The organism is Sphingobacterium lumbrici (assembly GCF_006476045.1).
Lineage (GTDB): Bacteria > Bacteroidota > Bacteroidia > Sphingobacteriales > Sphingobacteriaceae > Sphingobacterium > Sphingobacterium lumbrici.
On the sequence record NZ_SRZY01000028.1, the window covers coordinates 62,345 to 82,679 of the forward strand.

The 20,335-nt window shown below is 38.9% G+C and carries 18 protein-coding genes and 1 tRNA gene; 4 read left to right on the forward strand and 15 right to left on the reverse strand.

Annotated features, from left to right (window positions below; translation table 11 throughout):
- Nucleotides 1–61: 61 nt before the first annotated feature.
- From E4F24_RS09915 to E4F24_RS09925, 3 genes are all read right to left on the reverse strand, one after another.
- A complete protein-coding gene (locus tag E4F24_RS09915; RefSeq protein ID WP_140938545.1) occupies nt 62–1,276 on the reverse strand; it encodes a bifunctional 3,4-dihydroxy-2-butanone-4-phosphate synthase/GTP cyclohydrolase II in 1,215 nt (404 codons plus the stop codon).
- A 75-nt stretch (nt 1,277–1,351) separates the two neighbouring features.
- Nucleotides 1,352–2,809, reverse strand: coding sequence for an LptF/LptG family permease (locus tag E4F24_RS09920; protein WP_140938546.1), 1,458 nt, complete (start codon nt 2,807–2,809; stop codon nt 1,352–1,354).
- A gap of 70 nt (nt 2,810–2,879) precedes the next feature.
- Nucleotides 2,880–3,257 carry an START-like domain-containing protein gene (locus tag E4F24_RS09925; protein WP_140938547.1) on the reverse strand — a complete coding sequence of 126 codons (378 nt, stop codon included), beginning with the start codon at nt 3,255–3,257 and terminating at the stop codon, nt 2,880–2,882.
- 255 nt (nt 3,258–3,512) lie between these two features.
- Here E4F24_RS09925 and E4F24_RS09930 point away from each other — a divergent pair.
- Nucleotides 3,513–3,589, forward strand: a tRNA-Met gene (locus E4F24_RS09930).
- A gap of 217 nt (nt 3,590–3,806) precedes the next feature.
- On the opposite strand, the gene E4F24_RS09935 is transcribed toward E4F24_RS09930, so the two are convergent.
- Complete coding sequence (locus E4F24_RS09935; RefSeq protein ID WP_140938548.1) at nt 3,807–5,111, reverse strand: recombinase family protein; 1,305 nt, start codon at nt 5,109–5,111, stop codon at nt 3,807–3,809.
- On the opposite strand from E4F24_RS09935, the gene E4F24_RS14145 reads away from it, so the two are divergent.
- Both E4F24_RS14145 and E4F24_RS09945 read left to right on the forward strand, forming a co-directional pair.
- On the forward strand, nt 5,058–5,183 hold the full coding sequence (locus tag E4F24_RS14145) for an ATP-binding protein (protein ID WP_394344460.1): 126 nt from the start codon (nt 5,058–5,060) through the stop codon (nt 5,181–5,183). The genes E4F24_RS09935 and E4F24_RS14145 overlap by 54 nt on opposite strands.
- 607 nt (nt 5,184–5,790) lie before the next feature.
- Complete coding sequence (locus E4F24_RS09945) at nt 5,791–7,326, forward strand: SulP family inorganic anion transporter (protein ID WP_140938549.1); 1,536 nt, start codon at nt 5,791–5,793, stop codon at nt 7,324–7,326.
- A 468-nt stretch (nt 7,327–7,794) separates the two neighbouring features.
- On the opposite strand, the gene E4F24_RS09950 is transcribed toward E4F24_RS09945, so the two are convergent.
- Both E4F24_RS09950 and E4F24_RS09955 read right to left on the reverse strand, forming a co-directional pair.
- Complete coding sequence (locus E4F24_RS09950; RefSeq protein WP_140938550.1) at nt 7,795–7,980, reverse strand: PTS sugar transporter subunit IIBC; 186 nt, start codon at nt 7,978–7,980, stop codon at nt 7,795–7,797.
- A gap of 56 nt (nt 7,981–8,036) precedes the next feature.
- Nucleotides 8,037–9,608 (reverse strand): Fic family protein, encoded by a 1,572-nt coding sequence (locus E4F24_RS09955; protein ID WP_140938551.1) that lies wholly within the window; start codon nt 9,606–9,608, stop codon nt 8,037–8,039.
- A 567-nt stretch (nt 9,609–10,175) separates the two neighbouring features.
- Between E4F24_RS09955 and E4F24_RS09960 the strand changes: the two genes are divergently transcribed.
- The gene (locus tag E4F24_RS09960; protein WP_140938552.1) at nt 10,176–10,811 is read left to right on the forward strand and encodes an outer membrane beta-barrel protein; all 636 of its coding nucleotides are present in this window, start codon (nt 10,176–10,178) and stop codon (nt 10,809–10,811) included.
- 68 nt (nt 10,812–10,879) lie between these two features.
- Here the strand turns inward: E4F24_RS09960 and rpsJ are convergent, their stop codons facing one another.
- The 9 genes from rpsJ to E4F24_RS10005 all read right to left on the reverse strand — a co-directional run bounded on the left by rpsJ (nt 10,880) and on the right by E4F24_RS10005 (nt 20,313).
- Nucleotides 10,880–11,185, reverse strand: coding sequence for a 30S ribosomal protein S10 (gene rpsJ / locus E4F24_RS09965; RefSeq protein ID WP_002993539.1), 306 nt, complete (start codon nt 11,183–11,185; stop codon nt 10,880–10,882).
- A gap of 141 nt (nt 11,186–11,326) precedes the next feature.
- Complete coding sequence (fusA, locus tag E4F24_RS09970; RefSeq protein WP_140938553.1) at nt 11,327–13,450, reverse strand: elongation factor G; 2,124 nt, start codon at nt 13,448–13,450, stop codon at nt 11,327–11,329.
- Nucleotides 13,451–13,587: 137 nt separating this feature from the next.
- The gene (rpsG, locus tag E4F24_RS09975; protein ID WP_140938554.1) at nt 13,588–14,055 is read right to left on the reverse strand and encodes a 30S ribosomal protein S7; all 468 of its coding nucleotides are present in this window, start codon (nt 14,053–14,055) and stop codon (nt 13,588–13,590) included.
- Nucleotides 14,056–14,074: 19 nt separating this feature from the next.
- Entirely contained in the window at nt 14,075–14,488 is a 414-nt protein-coding gene (rpsL, locus tag E4F24_RS09980) for a 30S ribosomal protein S12 (protein ID WP_002993550.1), read from the reverse strand.
- A gap of 105 nt (nt 14,489–14,593) precedes the next feature.
- Nucleotides 14,594–16,723, reverse strand: coding sequence for a ribonuclease R (rnr, locus tag E4F24_RS09985; RefSeq protein WP_140938555.1), 2,130 nt, complete (start codon nt 16,721–16,723; stop codon nt 14,594–14,596).
- A 508-nt stretch (nt 16,724–17,231) separates the two neighbouring features.
- Entirely contained in the window at nt 17,232–17,684 is a 453-nt protein-coding gene (locus tag E4F24_RS09990) for a Fur family transcriptional regulator (protein WP_140938556.1), read from the reverse strand.
- A gap of 84 nt (nt 17,685–17,768) precedes the next feature.
- Complete coding sequence (gene fsa / locus E4F24_RS09995) at nt 17,769–18,428, reverse strand: fructose-6-phosphate aldolase (RefSeq protein WP_140938557.1); 660 nt, start codon at nt 18,426–18,428, stop codon at nt 17,769–17,771.
- Nucleotides 18,429–18,881: 453 nt separating this feature from the next.
- Nucleotides 18,882–19,325, reverse strand: a complete 444-nt coding sequence (locus tag E4F24_RS10000) for an aspartyl protease family protein (protein ID WP_140938558.1) — start codon at nt 19,323–19,325, stop codon at nt 18,882–18,884.
- A gap of 49 nt (nt 19,326–19,374) precedes the next feature.
- Nucleotides 19,375–20,313 (reverse strand): malate dehydrogenase, encoded by a 939-nt coding sequence (locus tag E4F24_RS10005; protein WP_140938559.1) that lies wholly within the window; start codon nt 20,311–20,313, stop codon nt 19,375–19,377.
- Nucleotides 20,314–20,335 lie beyond the last annotated feature (22 nt).

The following is a 20,335-nucleotide window of genomic DNA, read 5'->3' on the forward strand; positions in this document are numbered from 1 at the left end:
GAAAATCAAACGAGTATTTTCATAAAGTAAAAAGAGGATATGATTCATCCTCTTTTTACTTCTATATATTTTTTAATATGGTGTGACCCATACGGTCTCTTTTGGTTTTTAGATAAGTTTCGTTGAAAGAATTAGGCTCAATTTCAATTGGAACGCTTTCTACAATTTCCAATCCGTAGCCGATTAATCCGGCACGTTTTGTAGGATTGTTAGACATGAGGCGCATTTTGCTGACCTTCATGTAACGGAGTATCTGCGCGCCAATTCCGTAATCCCTAAGGTCGGCTTTGAAGCCTAATTGGAGGTTGGCATCTACTGTATCTACTCCTTCTTCTTGCAGTTTATAGGCATGTAGTTTGTTGATAAGCCCGATGCCACGTCCTTCCTGGTTCATGTAGACAATCACACCTTTGCCTTCTTGCTGAATCATCTCCATCGATTTGTGCAGCTGTGGTCCACAGTCGCAACGACAAGATCCAAATATATCACCAGTTAAACAAGAACTATGTACACGTACCAATATAGGTTCATCTTCTTTCCATTCGCCTTTATACAACGCGATGTGTTGCTCTCCCGTATTTTTTTGGGTAAAAGCTTTTAAGTGAAACTCTCCCCATTCTGTAGGCATTTTGACATTCACTTCTTCGTGGATTAAAGAATCATGCTTTAAACGATATTCGATGAGGTCTTCGATGCTTATTATTTTGAGATTAAAACGTTTTGCAACTTCCATTAAATCGGGAAGGCGAGCCATTTCACCATCATCTTTTAATATTTCAACCAATACTCCTGCCGGTTCAAAACCAGCCAGACGGGCTAAATCTACAGAAGCCTCGGTATGCCCCGTACGTCTTAATACACCGCCGTCTTTTGCAATTAGAGGGAAAATATGTCCCGGGCGGCCTAATTCCACGGGATCAATATTGGGGTCAATCAATGCTTTAATCGTTTTGGAACGATCAGAGGCAGATATACCCGTGGTACATCCATATCCCTGTAAATCTACAGATACGGTAAAATTGGTTTCATAAACAGCTGTGTTTTGTCCTACCATAGGGGACAAATTAAGGTCCCTACAGCGTTGTTCTGTTAATGGGGCACATACTAACCCTCTACCATGAGTTGCCATAAAATTGACGACTTCCGGTGTCGCATTTCGCGCTGCGGTAACAAAATCACCTTCATTTTCGCGGTCTTCATCGTCAACTACAATAATCACTTTACCGGCTTTGATATCTTCTATCGCTTCCTCAATCGTATTCAATCTAATATCCATTGATATCTGTATTTTATTCTTTTACAAAAGTAAATTAGTTTTTAATTTTTTCTATAATTAAGAAGTCATAAAAGGTCAAAAGCGCTGTTTTAAGGATAAAAATCGCTCTTTTATCCAATTTAAAAAAGATAGGGCCTTTATTTTATATTGATCTACATCAAACAAAGCGGAGTCTGTCGTAGATTTGTAGGTCAAGAAAGCAGCTAAGGGGCTCAATACAACTATGGCCATCCACATACCCCAAAACGGGTCTATTCCTCCGTCTCTCGCCGATTTTTCAGCTACTGTAGCAATGATATGGTATATCAAAAAGAAAATTATAGCCATAACTACTGGAGCACCTAATCCGCCTTTACGAATAATAGCACCAAGCGGGGCACCAATTGCAAATAATAGTAAACAGGAAACAGCGAGTGTAAACTTACGGTGATATTCAATTTTGTACCGGACATCTTTATCTTTTAATATTTTGAAGTCGGATAATTTGTTCATATTGATATCTGTGATCTGTTGCACTTGACCTATGGCGTTGTTAATGATATTTCGCTTTGTTTCTTCTGAGGTGTACGTCAAAATATTGCCGTTAAAATCCACTTGTGCTACTTCGATATCAGCTGGTCTATAATAGGGGGTATTATAATAAATGTAGTGAATGTATTCGCTGACCAGCGAGTTATGCATACTATCTATCTCCATTTTGTTTGAATCCGTTTTAAGTTTTAATTGACGGAGATTCATCATTTGATGATGGGATTTGAAAAGACTTTCATCGGTACGTTTAAAATTAAAGGCTTCCATGTCAAATTTTTGTTCGGTTTCCTTAAAATAAAAACGAGTAAATTGTTGACGTGGGTCATATCGTTTGGCATTTTTTGCCCTAGCATCTTCATAGCGTACCCCGTCTATCAATTTGATAATCATGTATTTTTGGTCACGCGAATTGTATATAAATCCTTCTTTGGCTATCATGACGTTGCTGGATGCATTTCCACTTTGATGGTTGTAAATAGTAAGATCGTATAATGTTTTTCCATCTTCACTCTTACTTTTAGCACGTATGGCATACCCTGGGATAGTATTGTTAAATACCCCGGGTTTAATTAGAAAGTCTGCTTGCTTCTGACGCACGTCATATAACAGAGAACCCATTTTTAAATTGACGATGGGAAGGATATAGTCGGAAAAAAGGAACGAAGAGATACTAAATAATCCTACTAAGACAAAGAGGGGGGTCATTGCTTTACGTAATGATACACCTGCTGCTTTTATAGCCACCAATTCGTAGCTTTCTCCGAGATTTCCAAACGTCATAATAGACGATAAAAGCATAGACAGAGGTAATGCCATCGACAACTGGACAGCGCATTGATAACCTATAAGTTCTAAAATTACATACCATTCAAATCCCTTGCCGATTAAATCGTCAATGTATTTAAATAGAAAAAGCATTAAAAGCACAAACATCACAATACAGAATGTGACTAAAAAGGGCTTTATAAATGCTTGTAAAATTAATAAGTGAACCTTCTTCATATCAGCGAGAATCCATTCCTATAACGTCAAAAACGAGAGGTATGATAATACGCAACAAAGATAAGATTTTTTAGGCACCAATTACGCTTTGTAAATAGCTTATCGAATTATCCCATATTTTTTTACGGTCTTCGACATTTTCATCTTTTGCGTAATCCGTGATAGCTAAAGCTACATCATTAGTTAGTTCATCTTGGATAATCTCCATTTCGAAAAAGTTTGGTTCATCGTCAATCCATTTAAATTTAACTGATTTATTTTCTTTAGAAGTAGCGACACGTGCTTTAAATGATTCACCATCCCAAATAAACTCGTAAACACCGTCATGGTAATTCACGTCGTCAGCAAACCACTGCGCCAGTTCGTTGGGCTCTACCAAATATGGATACAGAATGCGGGGTGATGAGTTTATAATGTATTCTAAGGATATTTTCGTTTTTTCTGCCATATCTAAGTATGTATTTATAATCGATAAAAGTTTATAATTAACTGATGTTGTACTTTTGTAATAATACATATTTATTGTGTTATTGTAAAGCCTCTATATATTTTTTTATTCACAATAGTGATGTTTTTCACATCTATGGCCTTCATTTTTAGTAATTTGTAGCCTAGGGTTCATTTGAAGGCTATTTTTAGAATAAATTCTAAAAAAAATTACTTTGAAAATGATTCCTTATTACTATATTTGCATACCGAAAACGGCGGGGTAGCTCAGATGGTTAGAGCGCAGGATTCATAACCCTGAGGTCGGCAGTTCGATCCTGCTCCCCGCTACCAAAGTTGCGAAAGAGGCAAAATCCAGTTCTAATTCTGGTATGCCTCTTTTTTCATTACTTATAACTTGTTGAAAATAAGCTATATATGCAAAGAACTTATTTATTCTTGGGGTTCGACATTTATCTGTTTTCTTGCTGTATGTAATGCCCTCGGGGAAGAGTAAAAACTGTATCCGTTTCTTGGTGTTATAGTCTGCGGAAACCCACTTTAAAGGTAATTAAAAGGCGATTTTGATAGCAAAACCCACACTCTCATCAAGGTTCGACACCTGTTTGGAGAGTTTCATGAGATTCTTCTCGATTTCAGCCTTTTCTTCATTGTACTTGTCACGGTACTTGTTGTACAATTCTCCACCTATTTCTTCTTCAACGTAGCGTTCTTCCAGCCTGTCGATTTTCTTTATTATCTCTGCATGTTGATCCTGTAGGTTCCTGTATTCGTCCTGATCTCCAGCTGTCAATTGGTTGAATGTAGCAACAGCCTGCTTGGTGATCGCTTTAACCATATCTTTGGCTTTATCGACCTTAAATGTGTGAAGCAGTTTTTCGAATAGGCTATTTAAGGCGTTTGCACTCTTGTTGTTGTTGCATGCTTTTGTATTGCATTTGTAATAGTATAGATTTTTTTTCTTTACAATATAGCCCCGCATCGGCTTTCCACAATGATCGCAGGCCATGAAGCGTTTCAATGGGATTTCTGAGTTTTCCTCAATGATCCGGTATCCCTGTGCATTTTCTTTTAGCAGTCCGTTTACCTTAAGGAAGACTTCTTTGGAAATCATCTGCTCTTGGTTGCCCTCTACAACTTTTCCCTCCAGCATGTTGTGTGCCATCATACCACAATAAAAAGGATTGCGGAATATCGAGGATAGATGCTGATGGCATACTTTTAAACCTTTTTCATTTAGTCTTTTTTTTATCTCTTCAATTGACAAGTTGTCAAAAGCTTTCCAATGGAACGCCTGTCGCAATAACCTGCCTTTAGAATTGATTACAATTTTTCGCTTGCCATTTTGACGGACAGCATTGAAACCCATCGGTGGCTGTGTTGGCCAGTCTCCTCGCAAAAGCATTTCCTTGATACCGGCCATACATTTCTGTCTGCGTAGCTGATTGTCAAATTCGCCAAAAAGAAAAAGCATTTTCTGTTGCATTTGTCCAGAGGCATTAGATGTATCGATTGGCTGCGTTACTGATATGATTTCAATTCCAAGTTTCCTAAGCTCATTGGTAAGCCAAATGGAGTTGTCGTTACGCGAAAAACGTTCAAGACTGTATACAAGGATATATGAAATTTTGCCTTTGAACCTTTTCACAAAAGAGATCATAGCAGTGAATTGCTTCCGCTCGTTGGTTTCGGCGCTTTCGTAGGTTCCTCCAAAAGTGGCGGCGATGTTGTATTGCATCCTTTCGGCATAGAGCGTACAGGCTTTTAATTGGGTGGCAAGGCTTAAATTGTCAGCCTGCTGTTGACTGCTCACCCGTGTATAGATCACGCAGTCCTTGACCGAATTGTCCACCACTCAGTAAGGGTCGAATTGTTTGGAGAATCACTAAGGAGAAAAAAAACTAATCCAGAAAATGTATTTTTGTAGAAATAATAGTTGTTAAACCGGACAAAAAATATCCGTCTAAGGAACCGATCTGCACAACAACTTTTTGTTCTTTTCAAACCTCAACTCTGAGGGGACACTTTGAAGTGGTGAAGGGGGGACAGTTTAAATGGTATATCCAGACAAGGTCCTTTGCGGATAATATCGCTTCATAACCCTCTGCGGGGTTAGGCTTTCCGCAAATGGGCCTACTTAAGGAGTCATTTTTTTAAAGTTTGAATTCTCCATAGAAATTCGGTATCTTGATGTTTCTCAGGTTTGTCGTAATTTTCTGTTGTAAGATACAGAAAATCTAATATAGCGACAGCTCGGGAATCTTCAACATAGTTGTCATTTTGTGCCAACTCTAGAATTGCTTGCTCGGCCAAAGCATTTTATTAATAATTATGTTGTATAGCTTTCTCTGAAATTGTACATTTGAAGTATTCAATGAAAAGAACAGCAAAAATATCATCCCAAGTTACTCCGCCTTGATTCTAGGCTAAACTGTTATCTTTCCCAATTTCTATTTATTGGTCACTTTGTTGTACCCAAGTGTTTTTGAGCTGGGGAAACAACTTAATTTGTACAATTAAAACTCCACATTTATATGCAGAAAATTTTGAACCTATTTGATTTCAAACAGAAAATCAATTACAAAAATGAAGTTTTAGCAGGTTTAACCGTTGCTATGACGATGATTCCTGAATCTCTATCCTTCGCTATTTTAGCAGGATTGTCCCCTTTAACGGGTCTTTACGCAGCATTCTTAATGGGCCTTGTTACAGCTATTCTGGGCGGAAGACCGGGAATGGTCTCTGGAGGTGCCGGTGCTACGGTTGTCGTTCTTATTGCATTGGCCTCCTCCCATGGTGTCGAATATCTTTTTGCAGCGGTAGTTTTAGCAGGAATTTTACAGTTATTGGTTGGTCTTTTTAAACTTGGAAAATTCGTTCGATTGATCCCTCAACCGGTCATGTTTGGCTTTCTGAACGGACTTGCTGTGATTATTTTTATGGCGCAGGTTGCACAATTCAAAGTTGTAGAGTACGGCACTGATGCTTGGATGCATGGATCCGCACTGTACCTAATGGTTGCACTTACCATCTTAACCATTGGGATTGTTGTTCTCTTACCAAAGATTACAAAGGCTGTTCCCGCGTCATTGGTAGCTATATTGATCGTATTTGGTATTGTATATTTTTTCAACATAGACACAAAAAAAGTAATCGATATTGCTTCTGTAAGTGGGACGTTTCCTTCATTTCATATACCTGAAATACCATTTAATCTGGATACATTAAAAATCATTTTTCCTTATGCGCTCGTTATGGCAGGTGTAGGATTAATTGAAAGTCTGTTGACATTAAACATGGTCGACGAAATTACCAATACCAAAGGGCAGTCCAATCGCGAAGCGGCTGCGCAAGGTATCGCTAATATCACTAATGGTTTCTTTGGAGGAATGGGCGGATGCGCTATGGTGGCGCAAACTCTGGTTAACATCGGTGCAGGTGCTCGAACGAGACTTTCAGCGATTGTAGGAGCTGTTACAATCTTGGTAATAATTTTGGTTGGAGGCCCCATTATCGAACAAATACCAATGGCAGCTTTAGTTGGTGTGATGATGATGGTTGCTATCGGAACTTTTGAGTGGGTGAGTTTCAGGATTATTAATAAAATGCCCCGACACGATATTTTTATCGGAATGCTTGTAGCGATTATAACGGTGTTGCTGCACAATCTAGCTTTGGCGGTCTTGGTAGGAGTCATTATTTCTGCTTTAGTTTTTGCATGGGAAAGTGCAAAACGAATCCGAGCAAGGAAATTCATAGATGAGCAAGGAATAAAACATTATGAAATATACGGTCCGCTCTTCTTTGGATCGACTACAGCGTTTATCGAAAAATTTGATGTCGCCAATGACCCAAATGAAGTAATCATAGATTTCCAGGAAAGTAAAGTGGTAGATATGTCCGCGATTGAAGCATTGAACAAGATTACAGGTAAGTATCACAAAGAAGGCAAGAAAATCCATTTACGCTATTTAAGTCAAGATTGTAGGCTATTGCTGAAAAATGCGGAGGCAGTAATCGATGTAAATATCATTGATGACCCGACTTATAAAGTTATGACAAATAAATAGTCATGAGTATATCCCTAAATTAACATCGGGACGACTTAAATGTTGGAACTTAGGGGCCTTGATGTAATATACGCTCCTTGAAGATGCCTGCATGACTTCCTCGGGGGTTTAAGAAATCCAAGCAATATTTCGTCACTTGGATTTTTATAACAGGGTAAATAATCTTAACAAAACAGACGCTATATATGGGTACAACTCAATATTAAGACAATCCATTTATAGTTTAATCCGAAAGATCTTTCGAATCTAATATAGCTTGGTAATCATCCAAAAGGTTCGACTTTCCGCAACTCGACCTACTTAAGGAGACACCATATATGGGTTGTCTCCTTTTTTATGCCAATAAAAATCTGTAACCCAAACTGTTAGTGTCCGGTCATTTATAGTTCGATATTTGCGGCCAAGATTTTTAGCTCGTTGTGTAGTATCGTCTGAAAAACCTACTCCTTGATATTGTTATGGCCTTTTTTACAAAGTTCGATTTCTCCTTAGGGATTCGGCTTCTTGATCCTCGTTCGGTTTGTTGTAGTTCTTTGCGACAAGATAGAGAAAATCCAGTATAATATCAGCTTCCTCCTCGTTCACTTGGATACCATTTTTTGCTAATATTGCGATTGCTCGTTTATCCGAAACCTTTTTATCAGTAGTATCCATGTCTGAAAAAAGGAGCTTTACCAGCCAGCAAAGACAGCTATAGGTTCGTATCCTAACTATGGTCTTTTATTTTTTGGTAATTCAGCAATCGTTTTACCCTTTAGGCTTTCTTCTACCAAGTAACCGATAAATTTTGTGAAAGGCTCGATGTTTTGTTCAACACTGGCCTGTTCGAGTGCTTGCATATATTCATCTCGTCTTTCCACCGGAATGACCGACCATCTATATCCGCCCGATGCAAGCATGACATTCATTAAAAAACGACCCATCCTTCCGTTGCCGTCCATGTAAGGGTGAATGAATACAAATATGAAATGCCCTAAAACAGCTCTAACAGATGCTTCTGTTTCTTCTTCCAACAATTCAAACAATACAGGCATCGCATCACGCATGGCGTCAACATTTAAGGGTACGTGCTTGGAGTTGCTGATATAAACCTGATTGTTGCGATATCCAGCCAGATCAGCGGCTTTCAACAAACCTGCTGTCACGCTCGGATCGAAAAGTTGCCGATACCATTTCGAATGGTCTTTGTCTACCTGCGTTCCCGCATTTGCTCCGCCCAATATGGCGTTTATACTTTCCTTGACGGACTGGAATGCCTGATAATAGCCTCTCGCTGCCATTGCATCGCACTGTTTGCGATCCTCTTCACTCTCTTTGGTATCCCATTTTCCAGAACTTACCTTCTCAATCATTTCGGGCGTTACACGATAGCGCTCTATGGAGAGAGAATGGTAGGCATCAGTGACGTAGATATCGTCGATCTCTTTTAGGAAAGCTTCCTTATTTTCTGGTAGTCCCGGCGAAGTAGGGAAGTTCTGTATGATCACTTCTCGCATCTGCTCCCACATCAACCGGATACGGGTGGCATATGGGGATCGTTCGCGGGCAGGTAATTTCAGATCGATTTTATTTTCGAATGGATCTTCTTCGCGGATATCATAATCCGCCTGCTTAAAGGTATTTATGATCTGGTCGGCAATTCTTCCCCTGTTGATATTTCGGAAGGCTCCTGCCAGTCGCCCTGCCAGTGTAGTATGACCGTTTTCGAGTAGTATGGGCAGGAGTTCGGATGCGTCCCTTATTAATGACAACGCAGTACGGGCATCTATAGCATTTCTCGTGTAGATGGTTGCGGCGCTGTAAATGAGAGCGGACTGTAGATTGTACATTCGTATCCCATTATCGGTCACGACGAGCTGATCCGCTGGCGGTAGTTCTCCCCGTAGATTGAAAAGAGATGTGTTGTGCGGCAATGCAGTTGGATGGTTATTTCCGTGGGGAGAACGAATAAGTAACTGCTGCGGTACAGATTGATTGCCCGCATGGAGCAATAAGGACTGGTCGGCTGAGAGGCACCAGTCGTCCCCATATCTGTGATTTAGGAATACCGCAATAAAATCCCAATACGAACTATACCAGGCTGTGGTTTCGCCATCCTTCGCTTCCGGATTGGTAGCGATATACCAACCCTTGGCGACTTCCCTGATAAATCCATTCTTGGTCAGGATTTCACGGTATTTACGATTAGGAATGTCATCCGTATGGATGCCTATTGTCCCTTTTTCTTGCAATTGCTGTAGAAACTTTAGGGCTTCTACAAATCTTTCTCGCGGTGTTGCCATATCGTTATTCGTTTATCAAACACTGATGTGCTTTTGTTATCAAACGTTGATGTGGTAAATTTAGTAAATATTGTTGTTGTATTTTTATTAAATTATGATGTGTTAGTTTTATTAAACCGTGTTCAATATTGCAATCGCAGGTATTATGTTGGAATAGACTTTGCGAAAAAATATATCAATTGATTCCTTGTTCAAGATCTATTTCTCTATTATAAGTTATTTAGTCGAAGAGATCTTTTGCGTCCAAAATAGCCTCATAGTCTTCCATAAAGTTCGACTTTCCGCAACTCGACCCTACTAAAAAGCTTCTCTGAAAACGAGGAGCTTTTTTTGTTTGTTGTGTTGATAAGTAAGATTTTACGAGCTATATGCTCCGTTGCTTAACTAAATCAATTATTTAAAACATACTCTTACGAATGGACAGAATTTGTTAGCGAGACAAATTTTGATTTATGTATACAGATCCAGTGATTGTTACAATTTAATGACTAAAATGTAATCTGATTTTTTTGCTTGTAAAGTCGAAAAGTTTAGATTTGCATCAGTTTAATTTAAAACAATAAAAATATGAAAAAATTATTACTTACTTTAACTGCTGTAGCAGGATTGACATTTGCGTCTAATGCGCAAGAATTTGGTTTCCAAAAATCTGACTTTATTGTCGAAGGGTTTATTCGTTCTTCTAATACGAATGATAAGGGAGCTGAAGCAAAATTCTCAGGTTTCAACTTTAACCCTAAGTTTGGTTATTTTGTATCTGACAAAATCGCTGTAGGTTTGGAATTGGGTGCTGGTACTGAAAAGGTAACTGATTACTCTGGAGATAACGATGCGTATACTAAAAACAATAATTTTGGTATAGGTGCTTTTGGTCGTTATTATTTTCTAGAAGTTGGTTCACGTTTTAAAACTTATGCTGAGTTAGGTGCTGGTTACAACCAAATAGGTGGTGAGGAAAATAATGGTACAGATACTGATAAATTTGACAACACTAAAGGTTTTGGTGTCAATGCGGGTGTAGGTGCTAACTTTTTCTTAACAAATAATATTGCAGTTAGTTTTGCTTTTGGAAATGTAGTAGCTTTCAATTCTTCTAAAGTAGATGTTGATGGTGCTAAATCAGAAACAGAATTCAATACAAATATCAACGTATTTGATAACTTCTTTAATACTGCTAAATTTGGATTGACGTTCAAATTCTAAGGGTATTTCCTTAAAAAAGTAAGGGGAGCAAAATTTTGCTCCCCTTACTTTTTTTGATTGAAATCCTATCACACTTTGATTTCAACTTCAACACCAGATGGTAATTCAAGTTTCATCAATGCGTCAACAGTTTTAGAGTTAGATGAATAAATATCTAACAATCTTTTGTACGCGCACAATTGGAATTGCTCACGTGCTTTTTTGTTAACGTGTGGTGAACGTAAAACCGTGTAGATTTTTTTCTCTGTAGGCAATGGAATAGGACCACTCACTACTGCACCTGTAGGTTTTACTGTTTTTACGATTTTCTCAGCTGACTTGTCAACTAAATTGTAATCGTACGATTTCAATTTGATTCGGATTCTTTGGCTCATTTTTATTTGTTTAAGATGACCGTTGATTAGAGCTATTCGCAACCGACGGTCGGTTTACTTTTATGATTAAGGATAAGGATTAAAGAACAAAGATAAAAGACTCTATGTCCTTCATCTTTGCTCCTTGATCTTTAATCAATATTATTCTACTGATCCTTTAACTCTGCCTTTTGATTTTGCAATCACTTCTTCAGCAACGTTACGAGGTGCTTCAGCAAAGTGATCGAATTCCATGGTAGAGGTAGCACGTCCTGAAGTAATTGTACGTAATTGTGTTACGTAACCAAACATCTCAGAAAGAGGTACTAATGCTTTGATAACTTGAGCACCATTACGTGAGTCCAAACCTTGCATTTGACCACGACGACGGTTTAAGTCACCCATTACATCACCCATATTTTCTTCCGGTGTTAAAACCTCTATTTTCATAATTGGTTCCATTAACACAGGAGAACATTTTGGTAATGCTTCACGGTATGCTGAGCGAGCCGCTAATTCGAAAGATAGTGAATCTGAATCGACTGCGTGGAATGAACCATCAATCAAACGAACTTTCATGCCTGATAACGGATATCCAGCTAATACACCGTTTTTCATTGATGTTTCAAATCCTTTCTGAACGGAAGGGATAAATTCTTTTGGAATTTTACCACCAACGATTTCGTTTACGAATTGAAGAGGTGATTTAGTCAAATCGTAATCTTCATCGGCTGGAGAAATAACAACTTTAATGTCCGCGAATTTACCACGACCACCTGATTGTTTTTTGAACACCTCACGGTGCTCTGAAGTACCGTTAATAGACTCTTTGTATGATACTTGAGGAGCACCTTGGTTAACCTCAACTTTGAATTCACGTTTCAAACGATCGATCAAGATCTCTAAGTGAAGCTCACCCATGCCCGAGATAACTGTTTGACCAGTTTCTTCGTCAGTTTTTACGACGAATGTAGGATCTTCTTCGGCTAATTTGCCAAGACCAATACCTAATTTATCAATGTCAGCTTGAGTTTTTGGCTCAATAGCCAAACCAATTACCGGCTCAGGAAAGTTCATTGTTTCTAAGACGATAGGGTGTTTTTCATCACACAATGTATCACCAGTCTTAATATCCTTGAAACCAACAACCGCGCCGATATCACCAGCTTCGATGAAAGGGATAGGGTTTTGTTTGTTTGCGTGCATTTGGAAGATACGCGAAATACGCTCTTTATTTCCTGAACGTGTGTTCAATACATAAGAACCCGCATCTAACTTACCTGAATAGGCACGAATGAAACACAAACGGCCTACAAAAGGGTCGGTTGCAATTTTGAAACCTAATGCTGCGAAAGGCTCGTTAACATCTGGCTTGCGTAATAATTCTGCACCTGTATCGGGATGAGTACCTTTAACACCTTCTGAATCCATTGGTGACGGCAATAATTCCATTACTAGATCCAACATGGTCTGTACACCTTTATTCTTGAAAGATGAACCACACACCATAGGAACGATAGAGTTATCCAATACTGCCGCACGTAAAGCGTTTAAGATTTCACGTTCAGTCAACGAATTCGGATCCTCGAAGAATTTCTCCATCAAAGTCTCATCATAACCAGCTACTGCTTCTAATAATTTTTCACGGTATTCTGCAACTTCTTGAAGCATATCTTCTGGGATAGGCACTTCTGTAAAGGTCATACCTTTATCATGCTCATTCCATACGATACCACGGTTGTTAATTAAATCAACTACACCTGTAAAAGAATCTTCAGCACCGATAGGCAATTGCAACGCTACGGCATCAGAACCCAACATTGATTTTACTTGACCAACTACTTTTAAAAAGTCGGCTCCTGAGCGGTCCATTTTATTAACGAAACCGATACGAGGAACTTTGTAATTGTCGGCTAAACGCCAGTTCGTCTCAGACTGAGGTTCTACACCATCAACTGCTGAGAATAGGAATACTAATCCGTCTAATACACGTAATGAACGATTTACCTCAACGGTGAAATCCACGTGTCCAGGAGTATCGATTACGTTGACTTGGTATTTGTTACCACGGTATTGCCAGAATACAGTTGTTGCAGCAGAGGTAATCGTGATACCGCGTTCCGCTTCCTGCTCCATCCAGTCCATTGTAGAAGCACCTTCGTGAACTTCACCAATTTTATGGTTTACACCTGAATAGTAAAGAATACGTTCAGTTGTAGTAGTTTTACCAGCATCAATGTGCGCAGCGATACCGATATTTCTAGTGAATTTTAAATCTCTTGCCATAATATTTTTATGCACTTAGCCTTTTAAAGCTTTCTTTAATTGCAATGTTTGTAAAAATAAGTACACCGATTCCGATAATCGAAAGAGTTCTATTATCTGGAATCGGTGTAATCATATTTGATTCTTTGTTTTCAAAATTAGAATCTGAAGTGTGAGAACGCCTTGTTAGCTTCCGCCATTTTGTGCGTATCTTCTTTCTTCTTAACAGCAGCACCTTCACCTTTAGAAGCTGAAATGATTTCTCCTGCTAATTTTTCGAACATTGTTTTTTCACCACGTTTACGTGAGTAAGAAATTAACCATTTCATACCCAAAGCGATTTTACGATCAGGACGTACTTCCATAGGAACTTGGAAGTTAGCACCACCAACACGACGAGATTTAACCTCTACTGCAGGCATAACATTGTTTAAAGCTTTTTTCCAAGTCTCTAAACCGTTCTCTTGTGTTTTTTGTTCTACTAATTCTACTGCGTTGTAAAAAATTGAATATGCGATAGATTTTTTACCATCGTACATCATGTTGTTTACAAAACGTGTTACCTGAGTGTCGTTAAACTTTGGATCAGGTAAAATGATTCTCTTTTTTGGTTTTGATTTTCTCATTTTCTTTCCCTCCGTTTAATTATTTCTTTTTACCTTTTGCTGGAGCTGCAGCTGCTTGTCCTGGTTTAGGACGCTTAGTTCCATATTTTGAACGACGTTGGTTACGACCTGCTACACCTGATGTATCCAATGCACCACGGATGATGTGGTAACGTACACCTGGTAAATCTTTTACACGACCACCACGGATTAATACGATAGAGTGTTCTTGTAAATTGTGACCTTCTCCAGGGATGTAAGCGTTGACCTCTTTACCGTTTGTTAAACGTACACGAGCTACTTTACGCATTGCTGAGTTTGGTTTTTTAGGGGTAGTAGTATATACACGTGTACATACACCTCTTCGCTGTGGACAGCTGTCCAACGCTGGAGACTTACTCTTGTCTACCAGAGCTACTCTACCTTTTCTAACTAATTGTTGAATAGTAGGCATTTACCTGTTCTGTTTTTAATTTATGTAAATTAATTTTTAAAAGTCTGCAAAGATATGTATAATGTTTTTAAATATAAAGACTTATGTGTAAAATGTTTTTCAAACCTAGCTGATTAATATAAAGTCAATTTGTCTTTTTTCCAGGTCTACTTTCTTTACTTTGATTTGAACTTCGTCGCCTAATTGATATACCTTCTTTTTCCGTTGACCGATAATAGCGTAGTTCTTTTCGTCTAAGGTGTAAAAGTCGTCTGTAATATCACGAAGACGTACCATTCCTTCACATTTATTCTCCGCTATTTCTACATACATACCCCATTCGGTTACACCGGACACTAAGCCCTTATATTCCACACCGATCTGATCTTGTAAAAATTCAGCTTGCTTGTATTTTATCGATGCGCGCTCGGCCTCAGCTGCCTTTTTCTCCATCTGCGAGGAGTGCTCTGCCATTTTCTCGTAATGTTCGGCATTAACTTTACCGCCGCCATCTAAGTAGAATTGTAACAGGCGATGGACCATGACATCAGGATATCTCCGGATAGGAGAGGTGAAGTGGGTGTAATAATCGAACGCAAGACCGTAGTGGGATGTGTTTTTGGTTGTATAGATGGCTTTCGCCATAGATCGTACGGCAAGGGAAGTTAAAAGGTTCTGCTCTTTTGAACCTTCGATTTTTGTCATCAGTGCGTTAAGGGACTTAGCTGTCTCCTTGTCGGATTTGATATTCAGCTTATGTCCGAAGCGGAGGGCAAACTGGGAGAAGTTCGTTAAAGTGTCCGGTTTAGGTACATCGTGAAAACGATAAACAAAGGTAAGCTTGTTTTTCCCGCGACCCTGTTTTCCAATATACTCGGCCACCTTGCGGTTGGCTAACAGCATGAAATCTTCGATCAGTTTGTGAGCGTCTTTTCTGACCTTTGTATATACGCCCAGTGGTTTGCCGTTTTCATCCAGATGGAATTTTACTTCTTCGCTTTCGAAACTAATAGCTCCGTTTTTGAATTTGCGTTCTCGGAGGATATAAGCGAGTTCGTTTAGCTTCAGGAGTTCGGATGAAAATTGCCCTTCTTTGTTCTCTATGATTTCTTGTGCCTCTTCGTAGCTGAATCGGCGGTCAGAATGTATGATCGTGCGCCCAAACCATTGGTCGAGGATATTTGCTTTTTCATCTATTTCAAATACTGCAGAAAAACATAACTTGTCTTCATGTGGGCGTAACGAGCATAGATCATTCGATAACCGCTCGGGTAACATCGGGATCACGCGGTCGACCAAGTATACCGACGTGGCGCGCTCGAAAGCTTCCTTATCCAGTGCGCTATCCGGCGTGACATAATGCGAGACATCCGCGATATGGACGCCGATTTCGTAATTTCCGTTTTCTAATGTCTGGAAAGAAATCGCATCATCAAAGTCTTTCGCATCGGCAGGGTCTATGGTAAAGGTAAGGGTGTTCCTGAAATCGCGTCGTTTGGCGATTTCTTCTTTTGTGATTTCACCGGAGATGTTGTTCGCTGCTTCGTCTACTTCTTTCGGGAAGTTTAGTGGAAAGCCAAAGTCTGCCAAAATCGCGTTCATCTCGGTGTTGTTCTCTCCTTTCTTGCCTAGGATATCTTTTACTTTTCCGATCGGATTTTTTGCATTCTTTGGCCATTCGATGATCGATACCACGACCTTCTCACCATCTTGTGCTCCATTGAGGTTGTCTAACGGAATAAAAATGTCATGATTCATTTTTCGGTCATCGGCTAGGAAGAAGGCATAGCTTTGGGAGACGTCGATCGTACCGGTGAAATCACTTTTGGCGCGTTGGATAATTTCGACTACTTCGCCTTCTCTTTTCTTGCCTTTGCCGCGTTCGTAAACATGCACTTTTACGATGTCATTATGTAATGCTTGGCGGAGTTTTCTGGGGGCTACAAAGATGTCGTTTTCGAGTTCGTCATTCGGTACAATGTAGGCCGATCCGTCGGCAGTCATGTCGACCTTCCCGGTTACATAGACATTGAGCTGTTTCAGCTTAAATTTTCCTCTTTCGGGCTGAGTAAATAACCCGGATTTGGAAGCGTCGTTGAGGATGTCTGCAATAGCAACTTTTGAATCCGAATCGGATATGTTGAGTTTTGCGGCGACTTGTTTATAGTTGAGTTTTTGATTGTCGGACTTTTCGAAAACATCCACGATCATCCGTGTCAAAACTTCTTTATAAGGATTCTCTTTTTTTGATTTCATTCGTTTATTTTTTTATCTCACTTTGTTTTTCTTGAAGTAGGGGAGAACAGACTACTTGTATCAACATAACATACGGGTGGTATGCTTGTTTTGTACAATATACAAAAAAATAGTTTCTGAATCGGTTTTTTTTGGAATGGATTCACTGCTTATTGTATTTGTGTTTATTTATATTTACTTTTTGTTTCTTTTAGTTGTTTTAATGTTTTGTTTATTAGTTTATTATGTTTGTTTTTGCTAAATTTATGGTGACATCGGGTGCTTTTGGGTCAATTGGACTAGGGGCATGCCTTTGCTGTGTTTGTTTTTGGTATTTTGCTAAATATTTTATTTAAACTATTTGTTTTATTTTTTTATTTAAATACCACTTATTAAGTAGTTTGTGTTTGTTTTGATAAAATTTTAGCTTTTATTGTTTTGTTGTAATTTAGCACACCATTTACATCACGAATTGCTTTTGTAACCTCTTTAAGGGACGTTGTAAATAGAACTAAAAGGGATTGTGTTTTTAGGCCTTTGACTGGCAACTTTCACAAAGCCCTACCGCATTTATTGCAATAGAATGTAAGGAAAATTTGGGTGGAAGATTAATTTTAGGTATAGAAATTTCATTGAGACAATACACGCTATTGCACACTGAGCATATAAAATGTACATGCTGATCATGGTGATGGTGTTCGCTGCATTTTGTAGAACAGATGGCGTAAGTTGCTGTACCGTTTAGGTCAAAAATTTTGTGTAAAATTCCTTTTTCTTCAAAGCTGGCGAGAATGCGGTAAAGTGTAACACGGTCAATATCCGCACCTAGTAATTTCTCTAACTCAGGTTGTGAAATTGCTGCGGTTTTCGTTGAAATAGTGTCTAAAACTCGAATACGAGGTTGCGTTACTTTAAGGTTGTTTGATCTTAAAAGACGTGTGAAATCTTCGGCAGTTTTCTGAATGTTTTCTTCGCTATCCATACGTGTAAAATTACATAAAATTTAGGGTATAAAAAAACCTCTCTGCATTGATACAGAGAGGTTCGGTATTAAAAAAAATGGTTTTTATTTACCTGCAGCTTTTGCGTGGTCTGCTAAAAATTGAGCTAGGCCACTATCTGTTAACGGGTGTTTTAATAAAGAGGTAAACACCGATAATGGACCGGTCATTACGTCTGCACCGATCTTAGCACAGCCTAATAAATGTGCACTGTGACGTACGGATGCCGCTAAGATTTGGGTAGCAAAACCATAGTTGTCATAGATCAACCGAATCTCTTCGATCAGCCCTAATCCATCTACTGAGATGTCGTCAAGACGGCCAATAAAAGGAGAAACATACGTTGCACCGGCCTTTGCCGCTAATAAAGCCTGTCCAGCAGAGAATACCAATGTGCAGTTAGTTTTGATACCCTTGTTGCTAAAATATTTGATCGCTTTGACACCGTCCTTGATCATAGGGACCTTAACCACGATCTTGTTATCTAAAGCAGCTAAAGCTTCACCTTCTTTGATCATATCATCGTAGTTGGTAGAGATAACTTCTGCACTCACATCTCCATCAACAATCGCACAGATCGCTTTATAGTGATTAATCACGTTCTCCTCACCGCTGATACCCTCTTTTGCCATTAGGCTTGGATTTGTAGTAACTCCATCAAGGACACCTAGATCTTGCGCTTCTTTGATTTGAGCCAAATTGGCTGTATCAATAAAAAATTTCATACGTATATATTTTGTTTTTTTTTAAGGTTATATGGAATATCCAAATTGCATTCATCGGTGTTTTGTAAGGCCTGTGCTACATGGATATTTCATGTGTAAAATAAATTGTTTTTAATATTCTTAAAGAAGTATGAGCTCGTAAATTGCTGAAAAACAGTTTTATGAAAGTTTTGAAAACTTTATATTTTTATAAGCTGTTACAAAGGTAGTTATATTCTTTACAACTATAAAGATTTTAACACGAAATCAGCTTACTTTAAATTAAGGAAGCTTTTTTCGTGTCTATTTATCATCTCTTATACGTCGTTATTGCCTACCGTAGCAAAAGATTTGAGTTAATCTTAAAAAGTAGGGTAATAAAAGCCTTCCTTTACGATTAAGTATCCCTCTCCTGAAAATTTGCTTCACTCGGAACTAAAAGTGCTGTTATATTTTATGGGATCAATAGGCGGCTTATTCAAGGTGAGAAGCTCGGGATCGCAACTTCAACGTGCATTTTTTATAGTCAATTACCGCACCGTATTGCAATAGGATATCGCCACCTAGCACACCGATGACGGGAGTAAAATTCATTTGCCGATAGGCGTAGTTGATAGATGAGAGATCCAGTACAGCGACCTGAATTTTTTTTGTTGACCAGTCATTGATTTTAAGGAGAGGAAGATCTAAGATAAAACTCTCCATGTTGGTAATACCCAAGCCAGTTGACAGTATATTTGTATTTTGAAGTTTATGTTCTTCGATTCCGGCATTTAAAAGCGTTGTCTTGTCTAAAACTGTTTTTGAAGCTCCTGTATCTACAACCATTTTAAATGGTTTATCAAAAATCTCTGCGTCTACAATAATGTGAACGCCGTCTCCTTCCAGACTAAGAATTTCTAAGGGTATGATATACATTAAAAAAGTAAAAGCTGTTCGTGTTTGGTGTATATTCGATGTGTTTATGTTATATTAGATTACTTTCTTTTAGCACATTATTCATGTTTCGGACAGCATCAGTACTGGCTTTGAAAAGTTCTTTTTCAGAATCACTTAGTTGAATAGGAACGATTCTTTCCCAGCCATTCTTATTAAGGATAACGGGGACACCGATATTGATATCTTCCTCCCCAAACTCACCCTCCAGATATACAGAAGCCGTAAATAATCGATTTTGGTTTAATACAATGCTCTCTACCATAGCGGCTGCAGCTGCTCCGGGAGCATACCAGGCGGATGTACCGATCAGTGCGGTAAGGGTTGCTCCGCCTACCATCGTTTTCTTAACTATTTCCTCTTGTTCTACTGGATCCAGAAAATGAGTGACGGGAATGCTGTTCCACGTGGCATGATTAATTAAAGGGATCATTGTTGTATCACCATGACCACCGATTACAAGGGCATTTAAATCATTAGGAGAAGCGTTGAGTTTAGTGGCTAACTGGTATTTAAAACGTGCGGAATCCAGTGCGCCTCCCATTCCAATTATTCTGTTTTTTGGTAATCCACTCGATTTAAGTGCTAAATAGGTCATCGTATCCATAGGGTTTGATACGATCAGAATGATGATGTCCGGAGAATATTTCACTAAATTTTCAACAACAGACTTGACGATATTTGCATTGGTGCCTATTAGCTCTTCACGGGTCATGCCTGGTTTCCGCGGAAGACCGGAAGTGACAACAGCAACAGAAGATCCTGCTGTCTGCAGATAGTCATTTGTTACACCCTTTATTTTGGAATCAAATCCCAATAAAGCGGCAGTTTGCATCATATCTTGTGCTTTCCCTTCGGCTACGCCTTCTTTAATATCCAAAAGAATAATTTCTTCGGCAATGTTTCTTCTGACCAGATTATCTGCTGTTGTAGCTCCTACAGCACCAGCACCAATAACGGTTAACTTCATAGCATCTATTTTGAGTTGTTGT